This window comes from Pseudomonas sp. NPDC089392 (genome assembly GCF_044749595.1).
Taxonomy (GTDB): Bacteria; Pseudomonadota; Gammaproteobacteria; order Pseudomonadales; family Pseudomonadaceae; genus Aquipseudomonas.
The window spans coordinates 98,071-117,482 of the sequence record NZ_JBIVIF010000008.1; the positions used below are offsets into that span (position 1 = coordinate 98,071).

Genomic DNA, 19,412 nt, shown 5'->3' on the forward strand with positions numbered 1-19,412 from the left:
CCTATTAGAGGTAACCGCAATGACTCAAACCAAACGTTTCAACGTGCCCGCGCTCACAACCTTCGTCGAGCAATTGTTTGTAAAAGCTGGCGCCGATGCCGAAGTTGCCCAAGTGGTGACCCAGGTGCTGCTTGAGGGCGAACTGCTTGGCCACCGTACCCATGGCCTGAACCTGGTCAGCCGCTACATCGGTGGAATGCTCGATGGGCAGGTCAAGGCCCGTGCACAGGCATTGGAACAGGTGTCGGACAGTGGCATTTCCAGCCTGTTCGATGGCCACTATGTGCTGGGCCCGTACTGCGTCAGCCGCGCCCTGGACTGCGCGGCAAAAGGCGCGACTGCGCACGGTATCGGCATCGCTGTGGTGCGCCGCGCTTCGCATATCGGCTGCCTGGCAGCCTACCTCAAGCCATACACCGACCAGGGGCTGGTGGCGCTGGTGTACTCGTCGGACCCGTCGGTTGGGCTGGTTTGCGCCCACGGTGGCATCGACCCGGTCTACACGCCCAACCCGATTGCCGCGGGTATTCCGACCCAAGGCGAGCCGATTCTGCTGGACGTGAGCATGTCCACCGTCACCCTCGGCCTGGTTGGCCAGTGCCGCGATGCCGGCAGCCGCTTGCCGCACCCGGTGCTGGTCAGCAATGACGGGCAACTGACAGACGACCCGCACGACTTCTTCAGCAGCCCGCAAGGCAGCATTCTGCCACTCGGGGGCCAGGCCTTTGGCCACAAAGGCTTCGCCCTGGCGTTGCTGGTCGAGGCCCTGACCTCGGGGCTGGCCGGCCATGGCCGCAAGGACACGCCGGAGCAGTGGGGCGCCTCGGCCACTGCCGTGGTTATCGACCCGCGATTCTTCGGTGGCCTGGAGGCGTTTACCGACGAAACCAGCTTCCTTGGCCGGCTGGTCCTCGCCAGCCGCCCACTGGACCCCGAACGCCCGGTGCGCCTGCCTGGGCAGGCTGGCCTGGCGCTGCGCCGGCAAGCCCTGGAACAGGGCCTGAGCCTCAAGCCGCAGCTGGTGGCCGACCTTGACCGCTTGGCCGTGCAACTGCAACTGCCGGCACTTTCCCAATGATTCACAGTAAGGGTACACAGATGACTGATCGTTCGAACGCCAATCAACCGCTGGCACTGAGTTCTGATGCCAGCGTATTCGACAGCGGCAGCTGGGTAGGGCGGGTCTGGCTGCCAGACCAGGGGCCGGCGGTGGTGCTGGTGAAGGCCGGTGCCGTATACGACATCAGCACCCACGTGGCGACTGTCTCGGCCCTGCTGGAAGTGGCCGACCCGGTGGCCTACCTGCGCGCTTTGCCGCTGGCCGAGCCGCTGATCGGCCTGCCAGCGCTGCTGGGCAACAGTGACCCGGCCCTACGCGACCCGCGCCAACCTTGGCTGCTGGCGCCCATCGACCTGCAGGCGGTGAAGGCTGCCGGCGTGACCTTCGCCACCAGCCTGCTGGAACGCGTGGTGGAAGAGCAGGCCAAGGGTGACCCGGCCAAGGCCGATGCCATCCGTGATACCCTCGCCAGCCGCATCGGCGCTGACCTGTCGCAGATCGTGCCGGGCTCCGCCCAGGCCGAAGCACTGCGCAAGGTGCTGGTGGAACAAGGCCTGTGGTCGCAGTACCTGGAAGTGGGCATTGGTCCGGATGCCGAAGTGTTCACCAAGGCCCAACCACTGTCGGCGGTCGGTCACGGCGCCGACATCGGTATCCACCCCAAGTCGAGCTGGAACAACCCGGAGCCTGAGGTAGTGCTGGCTGTATCCAGCGACGGCAGCATCAAAGGTGCCATGCTCGGCAACGACGTCAACCTGCGCGACTTCGAAGGGCGCAGCGCCTTGCTGCTGTCCAAGGCCAAGGACAACAACGCCTCTACTGCGCTGGGCCCACTGTTGCGCCTGTTCGACGAAAGCTTCGGCCTGGACGATGTGCGCAACGCCGAAGTGGACTTGCGGGTGGAAGGCGAAGACGGTTTCATCCTCGCCGGGCGCAGCTCCATGCGCCAGATCAGCCGTGACCCGCAGGACCTGGTGCAGCAAACCCTCAACGAAAACCACCAGTACCCTGATGGCCTGGTGCTGTTCCTCGGCACCCTGTTCGCCCCCAAGCAGGACCGCGACCAACCGGGCAATGGCTTCACTCACAAGCCAGGTGACGTGGTGAGCATCAGCAACCCGCAATTGGGTACCCTGTGCAACCGCGTGACCACCAGCGACCAGGCGCCGCAGTGGGAATTCGGCCTGCGCTCGCTGATCGACAGCCTCGGCCGCCGAGGCCTGCTGCAAGTTGCAACCACCGCGCGCCAGCTTTGAGTGGCGCGCTGCGCCCAGGAGGGCGCAGCATGAATGAGGGATCGCCAAGGCGCTGACAGCGCGGCAACAATAATAATAAAGGTCACCACATGAACCCTATGAAGAAGTACCAACGCATCACCGTTGTGTTCCTGCTGCTGATCGGCATCGTCAACTACCTGGACCGTAGTGCGCTGTCGATCGCCAACACCTCGATCCAGAAAGACATGATGATCAGCCCGTCACAGATGGGCATCTTGTTGTCGGCGTTTTCCATTGCCTATGCCTTCGCTCAGTTGCCGATGGGCATGATCATCGACCGCCTCGGCAGCAAGATTGCCCTCGGCGCGTCGCTGCTGGGCTGGTCGGTAGCCCAGGCGGCCTTCGGCATGGTCAGCAGCTTTGCCGGCTTCATGGGCCTGCGGGTGTTGCTGGGGATTGGCGAGGCGCCGATGTTTCCGTCGGCGGCCAAGGCCCTGTCGGAGTGGTTCGATGCCAACGAACGTGGCACCCCGACCGGCGTGGTCTGGTCCTCGACCTGCCTCGGCCCGTGCCTGGCGCCGCCTTTGCTGACGCTGTTCATGGTCAATTTCGGCTGGCGCGGCATGTTCATCATCACCGGCGTGATCGGTATGGTGCTGGCGCTGTGCTGGCTGACGTTCTACAAGAGCAAGGCACGCTACCTGGCGGAACTGGCGGCTGAAGGCAAGCCGTTGCCCAGTGAGCAGCAGGCTCCGGCAGCTGCGGCACAGGCGCCAAAGGCCTCGTACTTCGCCGGCTGGCTCGACCTGTTCAAGCACCGCAGCACCTGGGGTGCGGTGCTGGGCTTCATGGGTGTGATCTACATGCTCTGGCTGCACCTGACCTGGCTGCCGGGCTATTTCGAGCGTGAGCACGGCCTGGACCTGTACAAGACCGCTTGGGTGGTGTCGCTGGCCTATGGCTTTGGCGCGGCGGGCACAATCGTTGCCGGGCGTTTCTGCGACAGGTTGGTGAAGCGCGGCATGAGTGTTCTCGGTAGCCGCAAGTTCGGCGTCATCACTGGCCTGGTATTGGCTGCGATGTTCACCTTGCCGCTGTCGTTTGTCACCGGCCTGACCGGCTGCGTCATCCTGCTGTGCCTGGCGCTGTTCAGCATCAACATGGCCAGTGCTACCGCCTGGATGATCGTCAACACCATCGTCGACAGCCCGCGCGTGGCCTCGTTTGGTTCGATCCAGAACTTCGGCGGCTACATTGCCGGCTCCGTAGCGCCAATCGCCACCGGTTTCAGCATCCAGTATTCGGGTTCGTTCACCACGGCGTTCATGATCAGTGCGGTGGTGGCGTTGTGTTCGGCGGTAGCGTATTTCCTGCTGCTGCAGGCGCCGATTGGCAGTGCCAAGGTCGAAGTAGGGGAGATGGCTGCAGCGACCGAGTAACCTCCAAGGCCACCCGTAATACCTGTAGGAGCGGCCTTGTGTCGCGATGGGCTGCGCAGCAGCCCCAGGATTTTGAAGTCAAAGCCGAAATCGCCGGGGCCGCTGCGCGGCCCATCGCGACACAAGGCCGCTCCACAAGACGCGCCACCGGACTGACCCACGGCACTTGCCACGCATACTGGTCTGTATGTATAACCAGTATCAATTCCAGCCGCCTGACCCCATCACCCGTGATCGCCCATTCCGTCGACGACCCGTTCTACTACCTGCACAACTTCCGCCAGGTACTGCTGTGGGTCGAACAACGCTACGAAGACTTGCTTGACGCTCAGGAGCGGGCCTTCATCCATGATTTCAGCCAACTGCAAGCGCCAGCCCAGGCCCTGATGGTGCGCATGGTCATGCGCAAGGGCGAGCTGTTTCGCAGTGACCGGCTCGGCTACGCCGAAATCGGCGATACCGCGCTGGCCCTGGCTCCACTGCAGGCCCTTGGCTGGGTGCGTGAACCTGAGCTACTTGAGCTGGAGCAACTGTTCGCCTTGCTGCGCAAGGACGAACTGGCCCGGTGTTTCGCCAATCAATTGTGTCGGCCCAAGGCGGCCAAGCATGATTTGCTGGCGCAACTGCAACCCTTGGGGCTGCAAGCCCGGTCATTGGCCGAGTGGTTCCCCGACAGTGAGGTGCGCATCCTCCAGTGGCGCCTGCAACCCTTGTGCGACCGCGTGCGCCTGCTGTTCTTCGGTAACCTGTACCAGGACTGGTCAGACTTCGTTCTCGCCGACCTTGGCTTGCTGCGCTACGAGCAGGTGTCGTTCAGCCCCGATTCGCGCGCCTTGCAGCAACGCGCCGATCTCGACCTGGCCATGGCCCTGCACCAGTTTACCGAGCAGCTGGAGCAGGGCGACGATCCCGAGTCGATCCTTACCGTGATGCAAGGCCTGCACAGCGACAACCCATGGCTGGCCCGGCGCCGTGCACGGCTGCAATTCGCGCTGGGCCAGCAATGCGAGCGCCTGGGTGACTGGGACCAGGCCATGGCCGTGTATGCGCAGTGCAACCATGCCCAGGCGCGTATCCGCCAGGTGCGGGTACTGGAGCGCAGCCAGCAGTGGCCCCAGGCCCACGCACTGGCGTTGCAACTGGCAGCGGCACCGGCCAACGCGCTGGAGGTGCAGGCACTGGAGCGTATGCTGCCGCGCTTGGCGCGTAAGCTCGGCGGCCCGCCACAGCGGCGCAAGCGTGTCGCGCCGCTGGAGCTGATCGAGCTGGAGCTGCCCCGCGAGCAGGCCGCACTAGGCGTGGAGGAAGCCGTGCGTCAGCACCTGGCACACGAGGGTGGCCAGGCGCATTACGTGGAGAATACGCTGTTCAACAGCCTGTTTGGCCTGCTGTGCTGGGAGGCGATTTTCGCGCCGGTGCCCGGCGCGTTCTTCAACCCCTTCCAGGCCGCGCCACAAGACTTGCACGACAGCGACTTCCAGCAACGGCGCAGTGTACTGTTCGAACAATGCCTTGGGCGGCTTGACGATGGCAGCTACCGCCAGGCAATTCTCGACTGCTACGTGGCCAAACAGGGCTTGCAGTCACCGTTCGTGTTCTGGCCCATGCTCAGTGAAGAGCTGCTGGCACAGGCCTTGGCCTGCCTGCCGGCTGCCCAACTGAAGCAGTGCTTCCTGCGCCTGTTGCAGGACATCCGCAACAACCGCGCCGGCATGCCCGACCTGATCCAGTTCTGGCCCGAGCAGGGCCGCTACCGCATGGTCGAGGTCAAGGGCCCCGGGGACCGCCTGCAAGACAACCAGTTGCGCTGGCTGGAGTTCTGTAGGGCGCACGGTTTGCCCGTCGCGGTGTGCCATGTGCGCTGGAGCGAAACGGCGTGAGCTACAGCGTGGCCGTGCGCGCCTTGTGCGAGTTCAGCGCCAAGGTCGGCGACCTGGACTTGCGCTTCACACCATCGCCCACTGCCCAGGAAGGCATCGAAGGGCACCAGCGGGTTGTGGCGCGGCGGGCGGCGGGCTACGAGTCGGAAATCACCCTCGAAGGCCAGTTCCAAACCCTCAGGGTACGCGGCCGCGCCGACGGTTATGACCCGGCCAGCAACCGCCTGGAAGAGATCAAGACCCACCGTGGCGACCTGGCGCGCCAGCCGGCCAACCACCGTCAGTTGCACTGGGCGCAGGCCAAGGTCTATGGCTGGCTGATGTGCCAGGCCCGGCAATTGCCGGCGATCGAGGTGGCGCTGGTATACCTGGACGTGGACAGCGATGGCCAGACGCTGTTCAGCGAACAGTACACGGCGGCTGAGCTGCAGGCGTTTTTCGAAACCCAGTGCCAGTGCTTTCTGGCCTGGTCCCAAGCGCAGGAACGGCGCCTTGCCGAGCGTGACCAGGGCCTGCAGGCGCTAGGCTTCCCCTATGCGCAGTTCCGCCAGGGCCAGCGCCAGCTGGCGGAAACCCTGTACAAGGCGGTGAGTACTGGCCGCTGCCTGATGGCCCAGGCCAGCACCGGCATCGGCAAGACCCTCGGCACCTTGTTCCCGCTGCTAAAGACGATGGTGCCGCAGCAACTGGACAAGCTGTTCTTTCTCACGGCCAAGACACCGGGCCGGGCGCTGGCCCTCGATGCCATGCGCCAGATCACCGATGCTTCGGCGCAACCGGCCTTGCGCACGCTGGAGCTGATTGCCCGTGACAAAGCCTGCGAGCACCCCGACAAGGCCTGCCATGGCGAGTCATGCCCGTTGGCCGCAGGCTTCTACGACCGCTTGCCGGCAGCACGCGAGGCAGCGGCAGCCATGCCCTTGCTCGACCGCGCCAACCTGCGCGAGGTAGCGCTGGCGCACCAGGTTTGCCCTTACTACCTGGGCCAGGAGATGGCGCGCTGGGTGGATGTGCTGGTCGCCGACTACAACTACTACTTCGATGCCCATGCCCTGCTTTTCGGCCTGACCCAGCTCAACCAGTGGCGGGTCGCGGTGCTGGTGGACGAGGCGCACAACCTGGTCGAGCGCGGGCGTGGCATGTACAGCGCCAGCCTCGACCAGGGCCAGCTGCTGGCCCTGCGCCAGAGCAAACCGCATGGGCTGGTCAGCGCGCTGGACCGGCTGAACCGGCAGTGGAATGCGCTGTATAAAGAACAGCGCGCGCCGTATCAGGCCAGCGAGGCACTGCCGGACGGCTTGCTGCGCGCCCTGCAGCAATGCATCGGGCTAATTCAGGACCAGATGAACCAGGCGCCTGCGCACATGGACCCGCAGGTGTTGCAATTCTTCTACCAGGCGTTGCAGTTTAGCCGGGTTGCCGAACTCTTCGACGAGCACTTCATGTTCGACATCAGCCAGCGTCAGGGCCCACGCAAACGGCGGCTGGCCACCCTGTGCTTGCGCAATGTCACCCCGGCGCGCCTGCTGGCCCCGCGCATGCGGGCGGCGCGTAGCGTGACGCTGTTTTCTGCCACGCTGAGCCCGCGGCATTTCTACAGCGACCTGTTGGGCATGCCGGCCGATACTGCCTGGCTGGAAGTGGCGGCGCCGTTTAGCGCCGACCAGCTGGAGGTGCGAATCGCCAGTCAGGTGTCCACCCGTTACCAGCAGCGCCAGGCCTCGTTGGCGCCGATCGTCGAGCTGATTGCCCGGCAATATGAACAAATGCCGGGCAATTACCTGGCGTTCTTCAGCAGTTTCGAATACCTGCAACAGGTGGCTGGGCTGCTGGCCGAGCGGTACAAGCAGGTCCCCCAGTGGGCGCAGGAGCCGGGCATGGACGAAGCGGCGCGCCAGGCGTTTCTCGACCGCTTTGTCGCGGATGGCCGTGGGGTTGGCTTTGCGGTGTTGGGCGGTGCCTTCGGGGAAGGCGTGGATTTACCCGGTACGCGGCTGATCGGCGCGTTCGTCGCCACCCTCGGGCTGCCCCAGGTCAACCCGGTCAACGAGCAATTCAAGCAGCGCCTGGGGCGGCAGTTTGGTGCGGGTTTTGATTACGCTTACCTCTACCCGGGCGTGCGCAAGGTGATCCAGGCGGCGGGCCGGGTCATCCGTGGCGACCAGGACCGGGGCGTGCTGGTGCTGATTGATGAACGCTTCGCTGAACCCCGTGTGCAGCAGATGTTCCCGGGTTGGTGGCCGGCGCCCATAGGCTAACGCTTATGCTTGCCAGCCATCATTACTGGGGCCGCAAGGCGGCCCCAAAAAGGTTTGACTGGCAGGCATCAAGGCTAGCCCGGCATGCCATCTGCCCGTGGCCGCACCAGGATAGGCAGGTAATGGCGAATGAACAGCAGCAACGCCAGGCACCAGCACAGTGCCGAAAGGCTGATGCCCAGCGGCGTGAACAGTGGCAAAACCACCCGCGCCAGTGTCGCCAGTTGCATCAGCGCAAAGGCCCAGGCAATGCTGGTCGGCACCTGCAATGGCCGACCGGTGTGCCCCAGGCTGACCCGCGCCATCATCGCCAGGATCAGCCCGCTCATGGCACCGACGGTCAGGGCATGCGTCACCAGGCTCGGGTTCAGAGCGACGCCGGCATGCCACAACGCCATGCCCAGGCAGGCGAGGGCGATCCAGGCATAGGCCAGGTGCAGCGACCACAGCAACGGCACGCGCCACAGGCCACGGTCGTGCCACAGCACCAAGCGGGTTGAGTGCAGCGCGAACAGGGCAAAGAACAGTACCGCCAGACTGGTATGCGGCGTATCGGCCAGGCCGGTGGCAAAGGCCAGCGGCGGCGCCACGCTCAGCAACAGGCAGGCACGGTCCAGCCACGGGCGGGCAGGGGCCGCAGTCATGTTGCCCAGGCCCCGCCGGGTAAACATCGGTATGACCCGGCCACCGAGCACGGCCATCATCGCCGCCACCAGCCACAACCCGGCAAATACCCCGCGGCGCTGAAGCAGTTCGTCCTGGCGTAGCCAGCCGGCCAGGGTCAGCCACTGGCAGGCGGCGATCAGCAGCACCAGGCCAACGATCGGGTAGTTGTTGCGCAGGCGCCGTTGTACGATTGGCTGCGCCAGGCTCAGCGCTACCAGCGGCAGAAAACTGCCCTCGACCAGCACCAGCAAACCAGCGGGTAATGGCAGAAACCAACTCGCCCGGCCCAGCAGCCAAAGCAGGAACAAGCCCTGCAGCGCATGCCCGCTCACGCCCGGGATGCCGCTCCAGTTCTGCACGGCGGTCAACAGAAAACCGGCGATAATGGCGCAGGCAAAGCCGTAGAGCATCTCGTGGCGGTGCCAGGCGAGCATGCCGCCGGGGGGCGTGGGGTTCAGCACCCCGGCGAGTACGCCTGCCCATAACAGCAAGGCGATCAGCGCAAACAAACTGCCGCCCAGGAAGAACGGGCGAAAACCCAGGCCCCAGACGGCCTGGCGTGGGCGTGAAGCGATCGGTTGCACGAGCATGGGCGATCCTTGGTTCGTTCAGTAGGCTTCAATTGGGGTAAGATCACGATCCGTGCCAGCTTCAAAGCCCTTGAATATCAAGGTGATGGCACTTCTCCGGGTCTGAATGACATGTGTACGGTGCTGTCATTGAGACTTGCTGGTATGTCGTATTGACTTGCTTCAAGGTTCAGCCGGTTTGCTGCCGGCTGGCGCAACGCTACAGGGTTCACGTTTTGTCCGACCTCTCGAAAAATCCACTGCTGCAGTACATGGCCCGCCTGGCCCCCTCCAGCCAGCAAACCATGCGCTACATCCTTCAGGACGCCGCCGACCGGCTGGGTTTTGTCGACTGCAATATTGTCGACGTGCCCTGGCATCGGCTCGAGCCCGGCCACGTGATTGCCCTGGTGGCGACGCTGCGTGCAGATGGTTACGCGCCCAACAGTTCGTCGCTGTATGTCAACGCCATTCGCGGGGTGATGAACGAGGCCTGGCGCCAAGGCCTGATCGACCATGAGCAATTGTTGCGTATTCGCGAGGTCAAGCCGGATACGGGTAGCCGCTTGCCGCCTGGGCGCAACCTGCGCCGCAGCCTGATTCGCGAGTTGATGGACGTGTGTGCGGCCGATCCGCGCCCGCAGGGCGTACGCGACGCGGCGATCATCGCCTTGCTGTACGGCACCGGCATGCGCAAGTCGGAGTCGGTCGACATCGACCTGGCCCAGGTCGACTTTGAGGCGCGCAGCCTGCAGGTGGTGGGCAAGGGCAACCACCAGTTGGTCAAGTATGCACCGCAATGGGCGTTCGAAAAGCTGCAGGCGTGGCTCGACCTGCGCCGACAGGACCTACCGGCCGGGGCCGAAGATGACCCGTTCCTGTTCAACCGCATCCGCCGCGGCAGCCACATCACCCGGGCGCGTATCACCAAGCATGCGATTTACTACATCGCCCGCCAGCGCGGCGCGCAGGTGGGGGTGAAGATCATGCCGCACGACTTCCGTCGTGCGTTCATTACCCGGGTGATCGAAGAGCACGACCTGTCGATTGCGCAGAAGCTGGCGCACCATGCCAATATCCAGACCACAGCCATCTACGACCGGCGCGACGACAACGAACGCCGCCGCGCGGTGGACCGCTTCGACTACTGAAGCCTTGCCGCTGTAGCAACGACTTGCGCGATCCACTGTGGGAGCGGGTTTACCCGCGAACACGGGCGAAGCCCGTGCCATGCACCGCGTTGGATTGTTCGCGGCGGTTCGACGCCTCGATAAACCCCACAGTGACCGCGCAAGCCAATGGGCCGGCACCGAAACAGGGCCAAAGCACGCCCCCGCTTTGTGCGCCCCACCCCTGTATGCCCGATGCCAGAGCGGCCGCGACAAAAGTTTCATCTGCCTTCACCGGCGGAGTTGGCCCGCAACCTGCTATATCCAGCCTGCGAATTTGATCGAGTGGTCAGGCCGCGCGCGCTGAAAGCCGCCCGCGCCGGACCCTCTAAACGGCCAGCAGGCCACGGATTTCAGGGGCCGCAGGATGTCGCTCGCGGAGCAGATCGAACAACAACACGACGATGCAGGCTGGAGCGCCCACCTGCAGTTGCGCTTTGTCAGGCGCGAAGGTGTGACCCGCCTTGGTGCGCGGCGGCATTTCGGACCTCTTTTGGTGCAGCGGCCTTTCTACCCGGAAGGTGCAGCTTGCCACGTCTACGTGCTGCACCCACCGGGTGGCATCGTCGCGGGTGACCGGCTGGAGCTGGACATCCACCTGGAGCCGGGCAGCCATGCGCTGCTTACCATGCCCGGCGCCAGCAAGTTCTACCGCAGCATCGGCCCGACCGCTCGGCTGGCCCAGCGCTTTCACCTGGCCGCCGGCAGCACCCTGGAATGGCTGCCGCAAGACAGCATTTTCTTTTCCGGCGCCCGCGCCAGCCTCGACAGCCGTTTCACCCTCGAACCGGGCGCCCGCCTGCTGGCCTGGGAAACCCTGTGCCTGGGGCGCCCGGTGATGAACGAGCGTTTCGACCACGGCGCCCTCGACAGCCGTTTGCACATCGAGCTGCCCGACGAATTCGGCCTGCATGAACGTTTGCGCATCGAAGGCGGGCACCTGGACAAGCTCGGCGGGCACCCGCTGCTCGCCACCTTTTGCGCCGCACCTGCCGACCAGGCCGTGCTGGAACAGGTTCGCCCGCTGCTCGATGAGCTGGGCAACCCGGCCGGCGCGACCTTGCTTGGGTCGTTGCTGGTGATCCGCCTGCTCGACCATGACAACCAACACCTGCAACACACCCTGCAACGCCTGTGGCATGTGCTGCGCCCGGCCGTCCTCGGCCTGCCAGCCTGCCCGCCGCGTATCTGGGCCACCTGAGAGAGCGCCATGGAGCTGACCCCGAGAGAGAAAGACAAATTGCTGCTGTTTACCGCCGCGTTGCTGGCGGAGCGGCGCCTGGCCCGTGGCCTGAAGCTCAACTACCCGGAAGCCGTGGCGCTGATCAGCGCTGCCGTACTGGAAGGCGCTCGTGATGGCCGCACGGTCGCCGAGCTGATGAGCCTGGGTCGCGAAGTGCTGACCCGTGAGCAGGTGATGCCCGGCATCGCCGAAATGCTCCACGACGTGCAGGTAGAAGCGACCTTCCCGGATGGCACCAAGCTGGTGACCGTGCATGACCCCATCGTCTGAAACCGCCAAGGAGCGCCGCATGATCCCAGGTGAAATCCAGGTCGCCGTTGGCGACATCGAGCTGAACACTGGCCGGGCAACGGTCAGCGTCAGCGTGGCCAACCACGGCGACCGGCCGGTGCAGGTCGGTTCGCACTACCACTTCTACGAAGTCAACGACGCACTGGTGTTCGAGCGTGAGCCCACCCTGGGCTTTCGCCTGGACATCCCGGCCGGCACCGCCGTGCGCTTTGAACCGGGCCAGGCACGCACCGTGCAACTGGTGGCCTATGCCGGCAAACGTGAGGTCTATGGCTTCCAGGGCAAGGTGATGGGCGCGCTGGAGGGCAGGCTATGAGCCGAATTTCCCGCCAGGCCTACGCCGACATGTTCGGCCCCACCGTGGGCGACCGTGTGCGCCTGGCCGACACCGCGCTGTGGGTAGAGGTAGAGAAGGACTTCACGATTTATGGTGAAGAGGTCAAGTTCGGCGGCGGCAAGGTCATCCGCGATGGCATGGGGCAGGGCCAGATGCTGGCCGCCGAGGCCATGGACCTGGTGCTGACCAACGCCCTGATCATCGACCACTGGGGTATCGTCAAGGCAGACATCGGCATCAAGCACGGGCGCATCGCCGTGATCGGCAAGGCCGGCAACCCCGATGTGCAGCCGGGCGTCAACGTGCCGGTGGGGCCCGGCACCGAAGTGATCGCCGCCGAGGGCAAGATCGTTACTGCCGGCGGCGTCGACTCGCATATCCATTTCATCTGCCCGCAGCAGGTGGACGAGGCGCTGAACAGCGGTGTTACCACCTTCATTGGCGGCGGTACCGGGCCGGCCACCGGCACCAACGCCACCACCTGCACCCCCGGCCCCTGGTACCTGGCGCGCATGCTCCAGGCCGCCGACAGCCTGCCGATCAACATCGGTTTGCTGGGCAAGGGCAATGCCTCGCGGCCAGAAGCGTTGCGCGAGCAGATTGCGGCCGGTGCTGTTGGCCTGAAGCTGCATGAAGACTGGGGTTCGACACCGGCGGCCATTGACTGCTGCCTGGGTGTGGCTGAGGAAATGGACATCCAGGTGGCGATCCACACCGACACCCTCAACGAGTCCGGCTGCATCGAAGACACCCTGGCGGCCATTGGCGACCGCACCATCCACACCTTCCACACCGAGGGTGCCGGTGGCGGCCATGCGCCGGACATCATCCGCGCGGCGGGGCAGGCCAATGTGCTGCCGTCCTCCACCAACCCGACCCTGCCGTACACGGTCAACACCGTGGACGAGCACCTGGACATGCTCATGGTCTGCCACCACCTGGACCCAAGCATTGCCGAGGACGTGGCCTTCGCCGAATCGCGTATCCGCCGCGAAACCATCGCCGCCGAGGACATCCTCCACGACATGGGCGCCTTTGCCATGACCTCGTCCGACTCCCAGGCCATGGGCCGGGTCGGCGAGGTGGTGCTGCGGACCTGGCAGGTGGCTCACCAGATGAAGCTGCGCCGCGGGCCATTGGCACCCGACACAACCTATAGCGACAACTTCCGGGTCAAGCGCTATATCGCCAAGTACACCATCAACCCGGCGCTGACCCATGGCATCGGCCACGAAGTGGGTTCGGTCGAGGTCGGCAAGCTGGCCGACCTGGTGCTATGGGCGCCGGCGTTCTTTGCGGTCAAGCCGGCCCTGGTGATCAAGGGCGGGATGATTGTCACCGCGCCCATGGGCGACATCAACGGCTCCATCCCCACGCCGCAACCCGTGCACTACCGGCCAATGTTCGGCGCCTTGGGGGCGGCGCGGCATGCCACGCGCATGACCTTCCTGCCCCAAGCGGCCATGGATCGCGGCCTGGCCGAGGAGCTGAACCTGCGCAGCCTGATCGGTGTGGTCAACGGCTGCAGACGGGTACGCAAGCCGGACATGGTCCACAACACCCTGCAGCCGCTGATTGAGGTCGATGCGCAAACCTACCAGGTGCGCGCCGATGGCGAGCTGCTGGTTTGCGAGCCGGCCAGCGAACTGCCGCTGGCCCAGCGCTATTTCCTGTTCTGAAGGAGCACCGATGATTGTCTTGACCCGCCGTATCACCGAACCCGGCACGCATGCTGTCAGCGGCACCGTCACGCTCGACGTCGACAGCCGTATCAAGAGCCGCCTGCGGGTAACCTTGGACGACGGCCGCGAAGCCGGGTTGATGCTGGAGCGTGGCCACCTGCTGCGCGGTGGCGAACTGTTGGCCGATGCCGATGGCACCCAGCTGATCCAAGTGCTGGCAGCGCCCGAAGCGGTGTCCACGGTGCGCTGTGCCGACCCGCACCTGCTGGCCCGTGCTGCCTACCACCTGGGTAACCGCCATGTGCCGCTGCAGATCGAGCCTGGCCTGCTGCGCTTCCAGCACGACCATGTGCTGGACGAGATGCTGCGTGGCCTGGGGCTGACGGTAGACGCCGAACAGGCCCCGTTCGAACCCGAAGCAGGCGCCTACCAAAGCGCAGCGCATGGCCACAACCACAACCACAGCCACGATCACCCGTTCGTGCGCCTGCCTGCCCATTCCTGAACTGCCCTGGAGCAACCCATGAAAAAGACTTTCGCTGTGTTTTTGCTGATGCTGGCCCTGCCGGCCTTCGCCCACCCTGGCCACGACGGCAGCCCACTGCAGGATGGCCTGCTGCACCCGCTGACTGGCCTTGACCACCTGCTGATGCTGCTGGGCACCGGCGTGCTCGCCGCGTTGACCCGGCGCAGCCTGACGCTGCCGTTGGCAACCCTGGCGGCGATGTTCGGCGGCGCGGTGTGCGGCCACCTGTTCGGTGACGTGCTGGGTATGGAAACCTTGATTGCCGCGTCGCTGTTGGTGGCCGCTGGGGCGGTGCTGCTGCCTGGCCGGCAATTGCTGTTGGCCATGGCCATGCCGGTGTTCGCCCTGTTTCACGGCTGGGCCCATGGCGTTGAAGCCACGCCAAGTGCCTTCTGGCAGTTCAGCGTCGGCTTCGTAAGCGTGAGCGGCCTGTTGCTGGCGGCCGGCTTCGCGGTCGGTTGCCTGTTGCGCCGCCACAGCGGCTTGCAGAAAGCCTTTGGCGGCAGCCTGCTGGCCGGTGCTGCGCTGGTGCTGGCCGGTTGATGAACAGCGACCTGGCGTTGCTGCGCCTGCTACAGCTGGCCAGCCCCGGCTTGCCGGTGGGTGGCTTCACCTACTCGCAAGGCCTGGAGTGGGCGGTGGAGGCCGGCTGGGTCACGGGCGTGGGCGGTTTCGCTGCCTGGCAGCGGGAGCAGGTCCAGGACACCCTGGCCTGCCTTGACTGGCCGGTGCTGGCGCGCCTGTACCACGCCTGCCAGGCCGAGGATGCCGAAGCCTTCAACCACTGGAGCCGTTTTTTGCTGGCCAACCGTGAAACTGCCGAGCTGCGCCTGGAAGAGCAGCAGCGCGGCGCGGCGTTGGCGCGGCTGCTCGACGGCTGGCAGCTGGGCCAGGCGCCAGCCTGGCGTGCCAGCCTTGAACTGACCCAGTTGGGCGGCATGGCCTGGTTGGCTGCGCACTGGGCAATCCCGCTGCGCCAGCTGGCCCTGGGCCACGGCTTTGCCTGGCTGGAGGGCGCGGTCATGGCCGGGGTCAAGCTGGTGCCGTTCGGCCAGCAGGCTGCCCAGACCTTGCTGCGAGACCTGGGGGCGGATTTGCCCGCAGCCCTCGACCAGGCACTGGCCCTGGGTGATGACCAGCTCGGCGGCGGCTTGCCGCTGCTGGCCATTGCCTCATCGCGTCACGAAACCCAATACACCCGTTTGTTCCGTTCCTGAGGATTGCCTGCATGCAAAGCTATCAACAACCCCTGCGCGTCGGTGTCGGCGGCCCGGTCGGCTCTGGCAAGACTGCCCTGCTGGAAGCGCTGTGCAAGGCCATGCGCGATCACTACCAGATCGCCGTGGTCACCAACGACATCTACACCAAGGAAGACCAGCGCATCCTCACCGAGGCCGGCGCCCTGGAGCCGGAGCGTATCGTCGGCGTGGAAACCGGTGGCTGCCCGCACACGGCAATTCGTGAAGACGCCTCGATGAACCTGGCGGCGGTCGAAGCACTGGCGCGCAAGTTTGGCAACCTTGAGGTGATCTTCGTCGAAAGCGGCGGTGACAACCTCAGTGCCACGTTCAGCCCGGAGCTGGCCGACCTGACCATCTACGTGATCGACGTGGCTGAAGGCGAGAAGATCCCGCGCAAAGGTGGGCCGGGCATTACCAAGTCGGACTTCCTGGTGATCAACAAGACCGACCTGGCGCCATATGTAGGGGCTTCACTAGAGGTGATGGAACGCGATACCCAGCGCATGCGCCCGCAGCGGCCGTGGACCTTCAGTAACCTGAAGAAGGGTGAGGGGCTGCAGGCGGTGATCGACTTCATCGTCGAGCGCGGGATGTTGGGCGTGCGCGCTTAAAGGGGTTTCAGGACAGCGCGGTCCCTTGTAGGAGCGGCCTTGTGTCGCGAAAGGGCTGCAAAGCAGCCCCAGCAATATCTGCATCGACGCTGAAATCCCGGGGCCGCTTTGCGGTCCTTTCGCGACACAAGGCCGCTCCTACATCGACCGCGCACGGCCGGTATGTCATTTGTGGCAGCAATGCGGCTTGCCCGGCTGCCCTTCATAGCGGTCATGGTGGCGCACCCAGTCCATGGTCCCGCCTTCGTTACGCCCCAGTGGCGCAATGTCGAGGAAGTTGTAGGTGTTGACCAGGATATCCAGCCCGCGGGCATAGGTTGAGTAGGTGTGGTACACGCTGCCGTCCTGCTCACGGTAGAACGCACTCAACCCGGGCAGCTCGCTTTCACTGCCGTCATACGGCTCATAGTTGTACTGCCGCTGGCCCTCGCTGCCGACACTGACGCCAAAGTTTTCGTTGAACCCGCTACCGTGAGACGAATACCAGGGGAACTGCCAGCCCATGCGCCGGCGGAACGCCTGGAATTCGGCGTACGGCGCCCGCGACACCGCCACCAGCGACACGTCGTGGTGTGCCAGGTGCAGGTTGGCGCCGTCAAAGTGGTCGGCCAGGAACGAGCAGCCGGGGCAACCTTCGCTCCAGCCCTCGACAAACATGAAGTGGTAAAGCAACAGCTGGCTGCGGCCCGCAAACAGCTCGCCCAGGCTCAGCTCGCCGTCTGGCCCGTGGAAACGATAGTCGTGTTCGACCTTGACCCAAGGCAGCGCGCGACGGGCTGCAGCCAGCGCGTCGCGGTGGTGGGTAAAGGCTTTTTCGTGCAGCCACAGTTGCCGGCGGGCCGCCAGCCACTGGCTACGGGAAACCACCGGGTGCCTGCTTTCGCTTGTGCTCATGGTGCTGTCTCCACACTGGGGGATTCACACACTAGTCGAGCACGCGCGGGTCGAATCGACAGGCAGCGGTGGCCGGGCGATGAGTGGTACTGCACTCAGCCCGAATGGGCGATATGCCCCTCGGTGAACTCCTCCGTGGCGTCATCTTCCCCGGGCAGCGCGGTGATCACGCTGAAGTCGCTGACCTCCACCTTGCCGCCGCCATAGCCCAGCAAATGGAAGGAAAACGCCTTGCGCTCGGTTGGGTTGTCAAAGCTGAACTCGATCTCCAAAGGCTCTTCGGCGGTGACTTTCACCTCTGCTGGCAGGCCCAGCGGCACATCCTGCTCCAGCTGCTTGGCCTTGAGCTGGATATAGGCCACACGCTTGGGGTCCAGCGAGCGAACCTTGACCCGCACGCGAGTATGCGAACCCTCGGGCATTTCCAGGTACTGGGCGCCGATCAGGTTGTCGGCCCAGTCATCATGAATGCGCTTGCGCAACTTGATCGGCGAAGGCCCGCCGAACTGGTAGCGCAGGTTAAGCGGGGTTTGCAGCAAGGACTGGTCGAGTACCCCGGCCAGGGCAACGATCTGCTGGCCGAGCAGGCTGTCGCCCGGGCCAAGGTAGCGGACCTGGTCGGCGATGAAACCCTTGCTGGCGTAACGCCGGCAGCGCTGCTGGAAGTCGCATTCGGTGAACACGCCCTGGCCGTTGTGGTAACGCAACATGCCGTTGGTGTAGGAGATCATCTCGCGGCCGGTGTCGTAGTCGCGGTACAGCGAACGCCCCCCCAGCGCCACCGGGATAGGCAGGGCAAAATAGTCGAGCAGGGAAGTGGCCAGGTCGATATGGCCGTAGGTACCACGCTTGATATTAGGCAGTTGTGCCTGCTCCGGCGCCAGGGTGAGGTTGAAGCCCCAGGACGACGCCAGGCGCACGCCGTCGATGCCGTGCGACTCGTCGGAGGTGACCACTACCAGGGTGTCCTTGAGCACGCCCTGGCTTTCAAGGTTGTCGAGGAACGCCCCGAGTGCGTCGTCCAGGTAGGCAACCGCTGCCTGTTTCGGTGTGTCGTAGCGCTCCAGGTATTCGGCCGGCGCCGAGTACGGCTGGTGGGTACCCACGGTCAGCAAGGTCAACATCCAGGGTTTGTCCTGTTTCTGCAGCTTGCCGACGTAGTTCAGGGCGCCTTCGAAGAAGGCCCGGTCATCCTTGCCCCACGGGAAGTCCAGGTAGTTCTTGTTGCGGAACCATTCCAGGCCGTGCACCTCGTCGAAACCGATGTGCGGCATGATGCGGTCCTTGGCCATGAAGCGCAGGCCGGCGCCCTGCAGGTAGTGGGTGGTGAAGCCGGCCTGGCGCAATTGTGCCGGCAAGCAGGCCTGGTTGCGTTCGTGCTGGGTCAGCAGTTCCACACCCTTGGGCGTGCCGTTGGCCAGTTTGTCGTAGTCACCGCACAGCATTGCGTACAGGCCACGGATGGTCTGGTGGGTGTGCAGCACGTAGTCGGGGGTGTTCATGCCGCGCTCGGCCCACTGGCTGAGCTTGGGCATCAGGTCTTCGTCGAAGCGGCTGTGCAGGGCCTGGCGGTTGGGCCGCAGGTAGGCACCGGGGATGCCTTCTATGGTAATGACCAGCAGGTTGCGGGCGCTGCCTGGGCCAGCGAGCAGGCGTTGCCCGTGCAGGTCGGATTGAGTCAGGCCGCTGCTGGGCAGTGGGGTGAACGGTTGTGTGTGGCCCATCCAGCCTTCGACCTTGCGCTGTACGTGACTGACCCCGGCAGACATCAGCTGGTGGGTGAGGCTGTATTGGCGCCACTGGTCGGCGTCGGAAGGTGCCAGCTGCTGGCTGCCCCAGTGGGCGCCAAACAGCAACAATGGAATCGCCCAGGCCTTGCGTGGCAGCGCTTGGCCGCGGTGGGCGCGGCTGCGCCAGGCACTGGCCAGCCAGGCCAGCAGGCCGGCGCCCAAGGCCAATGGCAGCCAGGCATGGGCCAGGCTGCCGCCGGTGGAATTCTCCATGAATTGCGGGTCGACCAGGTAGCCCAGGTCGGCGCTGGTCGGCAAGCGGCCTACCGCGCTTACCAGTTCGGCCGACGCTACCCACAGGGCCGCCCAGGCCAGCAGCACGGGCAGGGCCAGCCACCACGGCCGGCGGTGCAGCAGCAAGACCAGCAGGCTGCCGAGAGCGAGGTCGGACAGATAGCCGAGCGGGTTGGACCAGCCCAGCATGGCGCGCGTACCCAGTGGGATCACCAGCACCAGGGCCGCCAAGGCGACAAGCCGGGTACGTGGGTGGTCTGACAGGTTCTTCACAAAAACTTCCCTTTTGCCATTAAATCGTCATG

At 64.9% G+C, this 19,412-nt stretch carries 17 protein-coding genes; 14 read left to right on the top strand and 3 right to left on the bottom strand.

Annotated elements, in window-relative coordinates:
- The first annotated feature begins 19 nt into the window (after positions 1-19).
- The 5 genes from ACIP1G_RS10295 to ACIP1G_RS10315 all read left to right on the top strand — a co-directional run bounded on the left by ACIP1G_RS10295 (position 20) and on the right by ACIP1G_RS10315 (position 7,854).
- Positions 20-1,078: an Ldh family oxidoreductase gene (locus ACIP1G_RS10295; protein ID WP_400736188.1), complete on the top strand. Its 1,059-nt coding sequence runs from the start codon at positions 20-22 to the stop codon at positions 1,076-1,078.
- 20 nt (positions 1,079-1,098) lie between these two features.
- A complete protein-coding gene (locus ACIP1G_RS10300; protein WP_400736190.1) occupies positions 1,099-2,316 on the top strand; it encodes a fumarylacetoacetate hydrolase family protein in 1,218 nt (405 codons plus the stop codon).
- Between the two features lie 98 nt (positions 2,317-2,414).
- The gene (locus tag ACIP1G_RS10305) at positions 2,415-3,716 is read left to right on the top strand and encodes an MFS transporter (protein WP_400736395.1); all 1,302 of its coding nucleotides are present in this window, start codon (positions 2,415-2,417) and stop codon (positions 3,714-3,716) included.
- Between the two features lie 230 nt (positions 3,717-3,946).
- Positions 3,947-5,596 carry a VRR-NUC domain-containing protein gene (locus tag ACIP1G_RS10310; RefSeq protein ID WP_400736193.1) on the top strand — a complete coding sequence of 550 codons (1,650 nt, stop codon included), beginning with the start codon at positions 3,947-3,949 and terminating at the stop codon, positions 5,594-5,596.
- Positions 5,593-7,854, top strand: coding sequence for an ATP-dependent DNA helicase (locus ACIP1G_RS10315; protein WP_400736196.1), 2,262 nt, complete (start codon positions 5,593-5,595; stop codon positions 7,852-7,854). Before ACIP1G_RS10310 ends, ACIP1G_RS10315 begins: the two co-directional genes overlap by 4 nt.
- 74 nt (positions 7,855-7,928) lie before the next feature.
- Here ACIP1G_RS10315 and ACIP1G_RS10320 read toward each other — a convergent pair whose 3' ends face one another.
- Entirely contained in the window at positions 7,929-9,110 is a 1,182-nt protein-coding gene (locus tag ACIP1G_RS10320; RefSeq protein ID WP_400736198.1) for an NnrS family protein, read from the bottom strand.
- 215 nt (positions 9,111-9,325) lie between these two features.
- Between ACIP1G_RS10320 and xerC the strand changes: the two genes are divergently transcribed.
- From xerC to ureG, 9 genes are all read left to right on the top strand, one after another.
- Entirely contained in the window at positions 9,326-10,240 is a 915-nt protein-coding gene (gene xerC / locus ACIP1G_RS10325; protein ID WP_400736201.1) for a tyrosine recombinase XerC, read from the top strand.
- A gap of 385 nt (positions 10,241-10,625) precedes the next feature.
- On the top strand, positions 10,626-11,459 hold the full coding sequence (locus ACIP1G_RS10330) for an urease accessory protein UreD (protein ID WP_400736204.1): 834 nt from the start codon (positions 10,626-10,628) through the stop codon (positions 11,457-11,459).
- A gap of 9 nt (positions 11,460-11,468) precedes the next feature.
- A complete protein-coding gene (locus ACIP1G_RS10335) occupies positions 11,469-11,771 on the top strand; it encodes an urease subunit gamma (protein WP_003253929.1) in 303 nt (100 codons plus the stop codon).
- A gap of 19 nt (positions 11,772-11,790) precedes the next feature.
- Positions 11,791-12,108 carry an urease subunit beta gene (locus tag ACIP1G_RS10340; RefSeq protein ID WP_400736397.1) on the top strand — a complete coding sequence of 106 codons (318 nt, stop codon included), beginning with the start codon at positions 11,791-11,793 and terminating at the stop codon, positions 12,106-12,108.
- On the top strand, positions 12,105-13,808 hold the full coding sequence (gene ureC / locus ACIP1G_RS10345; RefSeq protein ID WP_400736207.1) for an urease subunit alpha: 1,704 nt from the start codon (positions 12,105-12,107) through the stop codon (positions 13,806-13,808). Before ACIP1G_RS10340 ends, ureC begins: the two co-directional genes overlap by 4 nt.
- A 10-nt stretch (positions 13,809-13,818) precedes the next feature.
- On the top strand, positions 13,819-14,316 hold the full coding sequence (gene ureE / locus ACIP1G_RS10350; RefSeq protein WP_400736209.1) for an urease accessory protein UreE: 498 nt from the start codon (positions 13,819-13,821) through the stop codon (positions 14,314-14,316).
- Positions 14,317-14,334: 18 nt separating this feature from the next.
- Positions 14,335-14,880 (top strand): HupE/UreJ family protein, encoded by a 546-nt coding sequence (locus tag ACIP1G_RS10355; RefSeq protein WP_400736212.1) that lies wholly within the window; start codon positions 14,335-14,337, stop codon positions 14,878-14,880.
- On the top strand, positions 14,880-15,554 hold the full coding sequence (locus ACIP1G_RS10360; protein ID WP_400736215.1) for an urease accessory protein UreF: 675 nt from the start codon (positions 14,880-14,882) through the stop codon (positions 15,552-15,554). Before ACIP1G_RS10355 ends, ACIP1G_RS10360 begins: the two co-directional genes overlap by 1 nt.
- An 11-nt stretch (positions 15,555-15,565) precedes the next feature.
- Positions 15,566-16,189, top strand: coding sequence for an urease accessory protein UreG (gene ureG / locus ACIP1G_RS10365; protein WP_003253923.1), 624 nt, complete (start codon positions 15,566-15,568; stop codon positions 16,187-16,189).
- A 165-nt stretch (positions 16,190-16,354) separates the two neighbouring features.
- Here ureG and ACIP1G_RS10370 read toward each other — a convergent pair whose 3' ends face one another.
- Both ACIP1G_RS10370 and ACIP1G_RS10375 read right to left on the bottom strand, forming a co-directional pair.
- Positions 16,355-17,083, bottom strand: a complete 729-nt coding sequence (locus ACIP1G_RS10370) for a DUF899 domain-containing protein (protein ID WP_400736218.1) — start codon at positions 17,081-17,083, stop codon at positions 16,355-16,357.
- Between the two features lie 95 nt (positions 17,084-17,178).
- Positions 17,179-19,380 (bottom strand): LTA synthase family protein, encoded by a 2,202-nt coding sequence (locus tag ACIP1G_RS10375; protein ID WP_400736221.1) that lies wholly within the window; start codon positions 19,378-19,380, stop codon positions 17,179-17,181.
- Between the last annotated feature and the right edge of the window lie 32 nt (positions 19,381-19,412).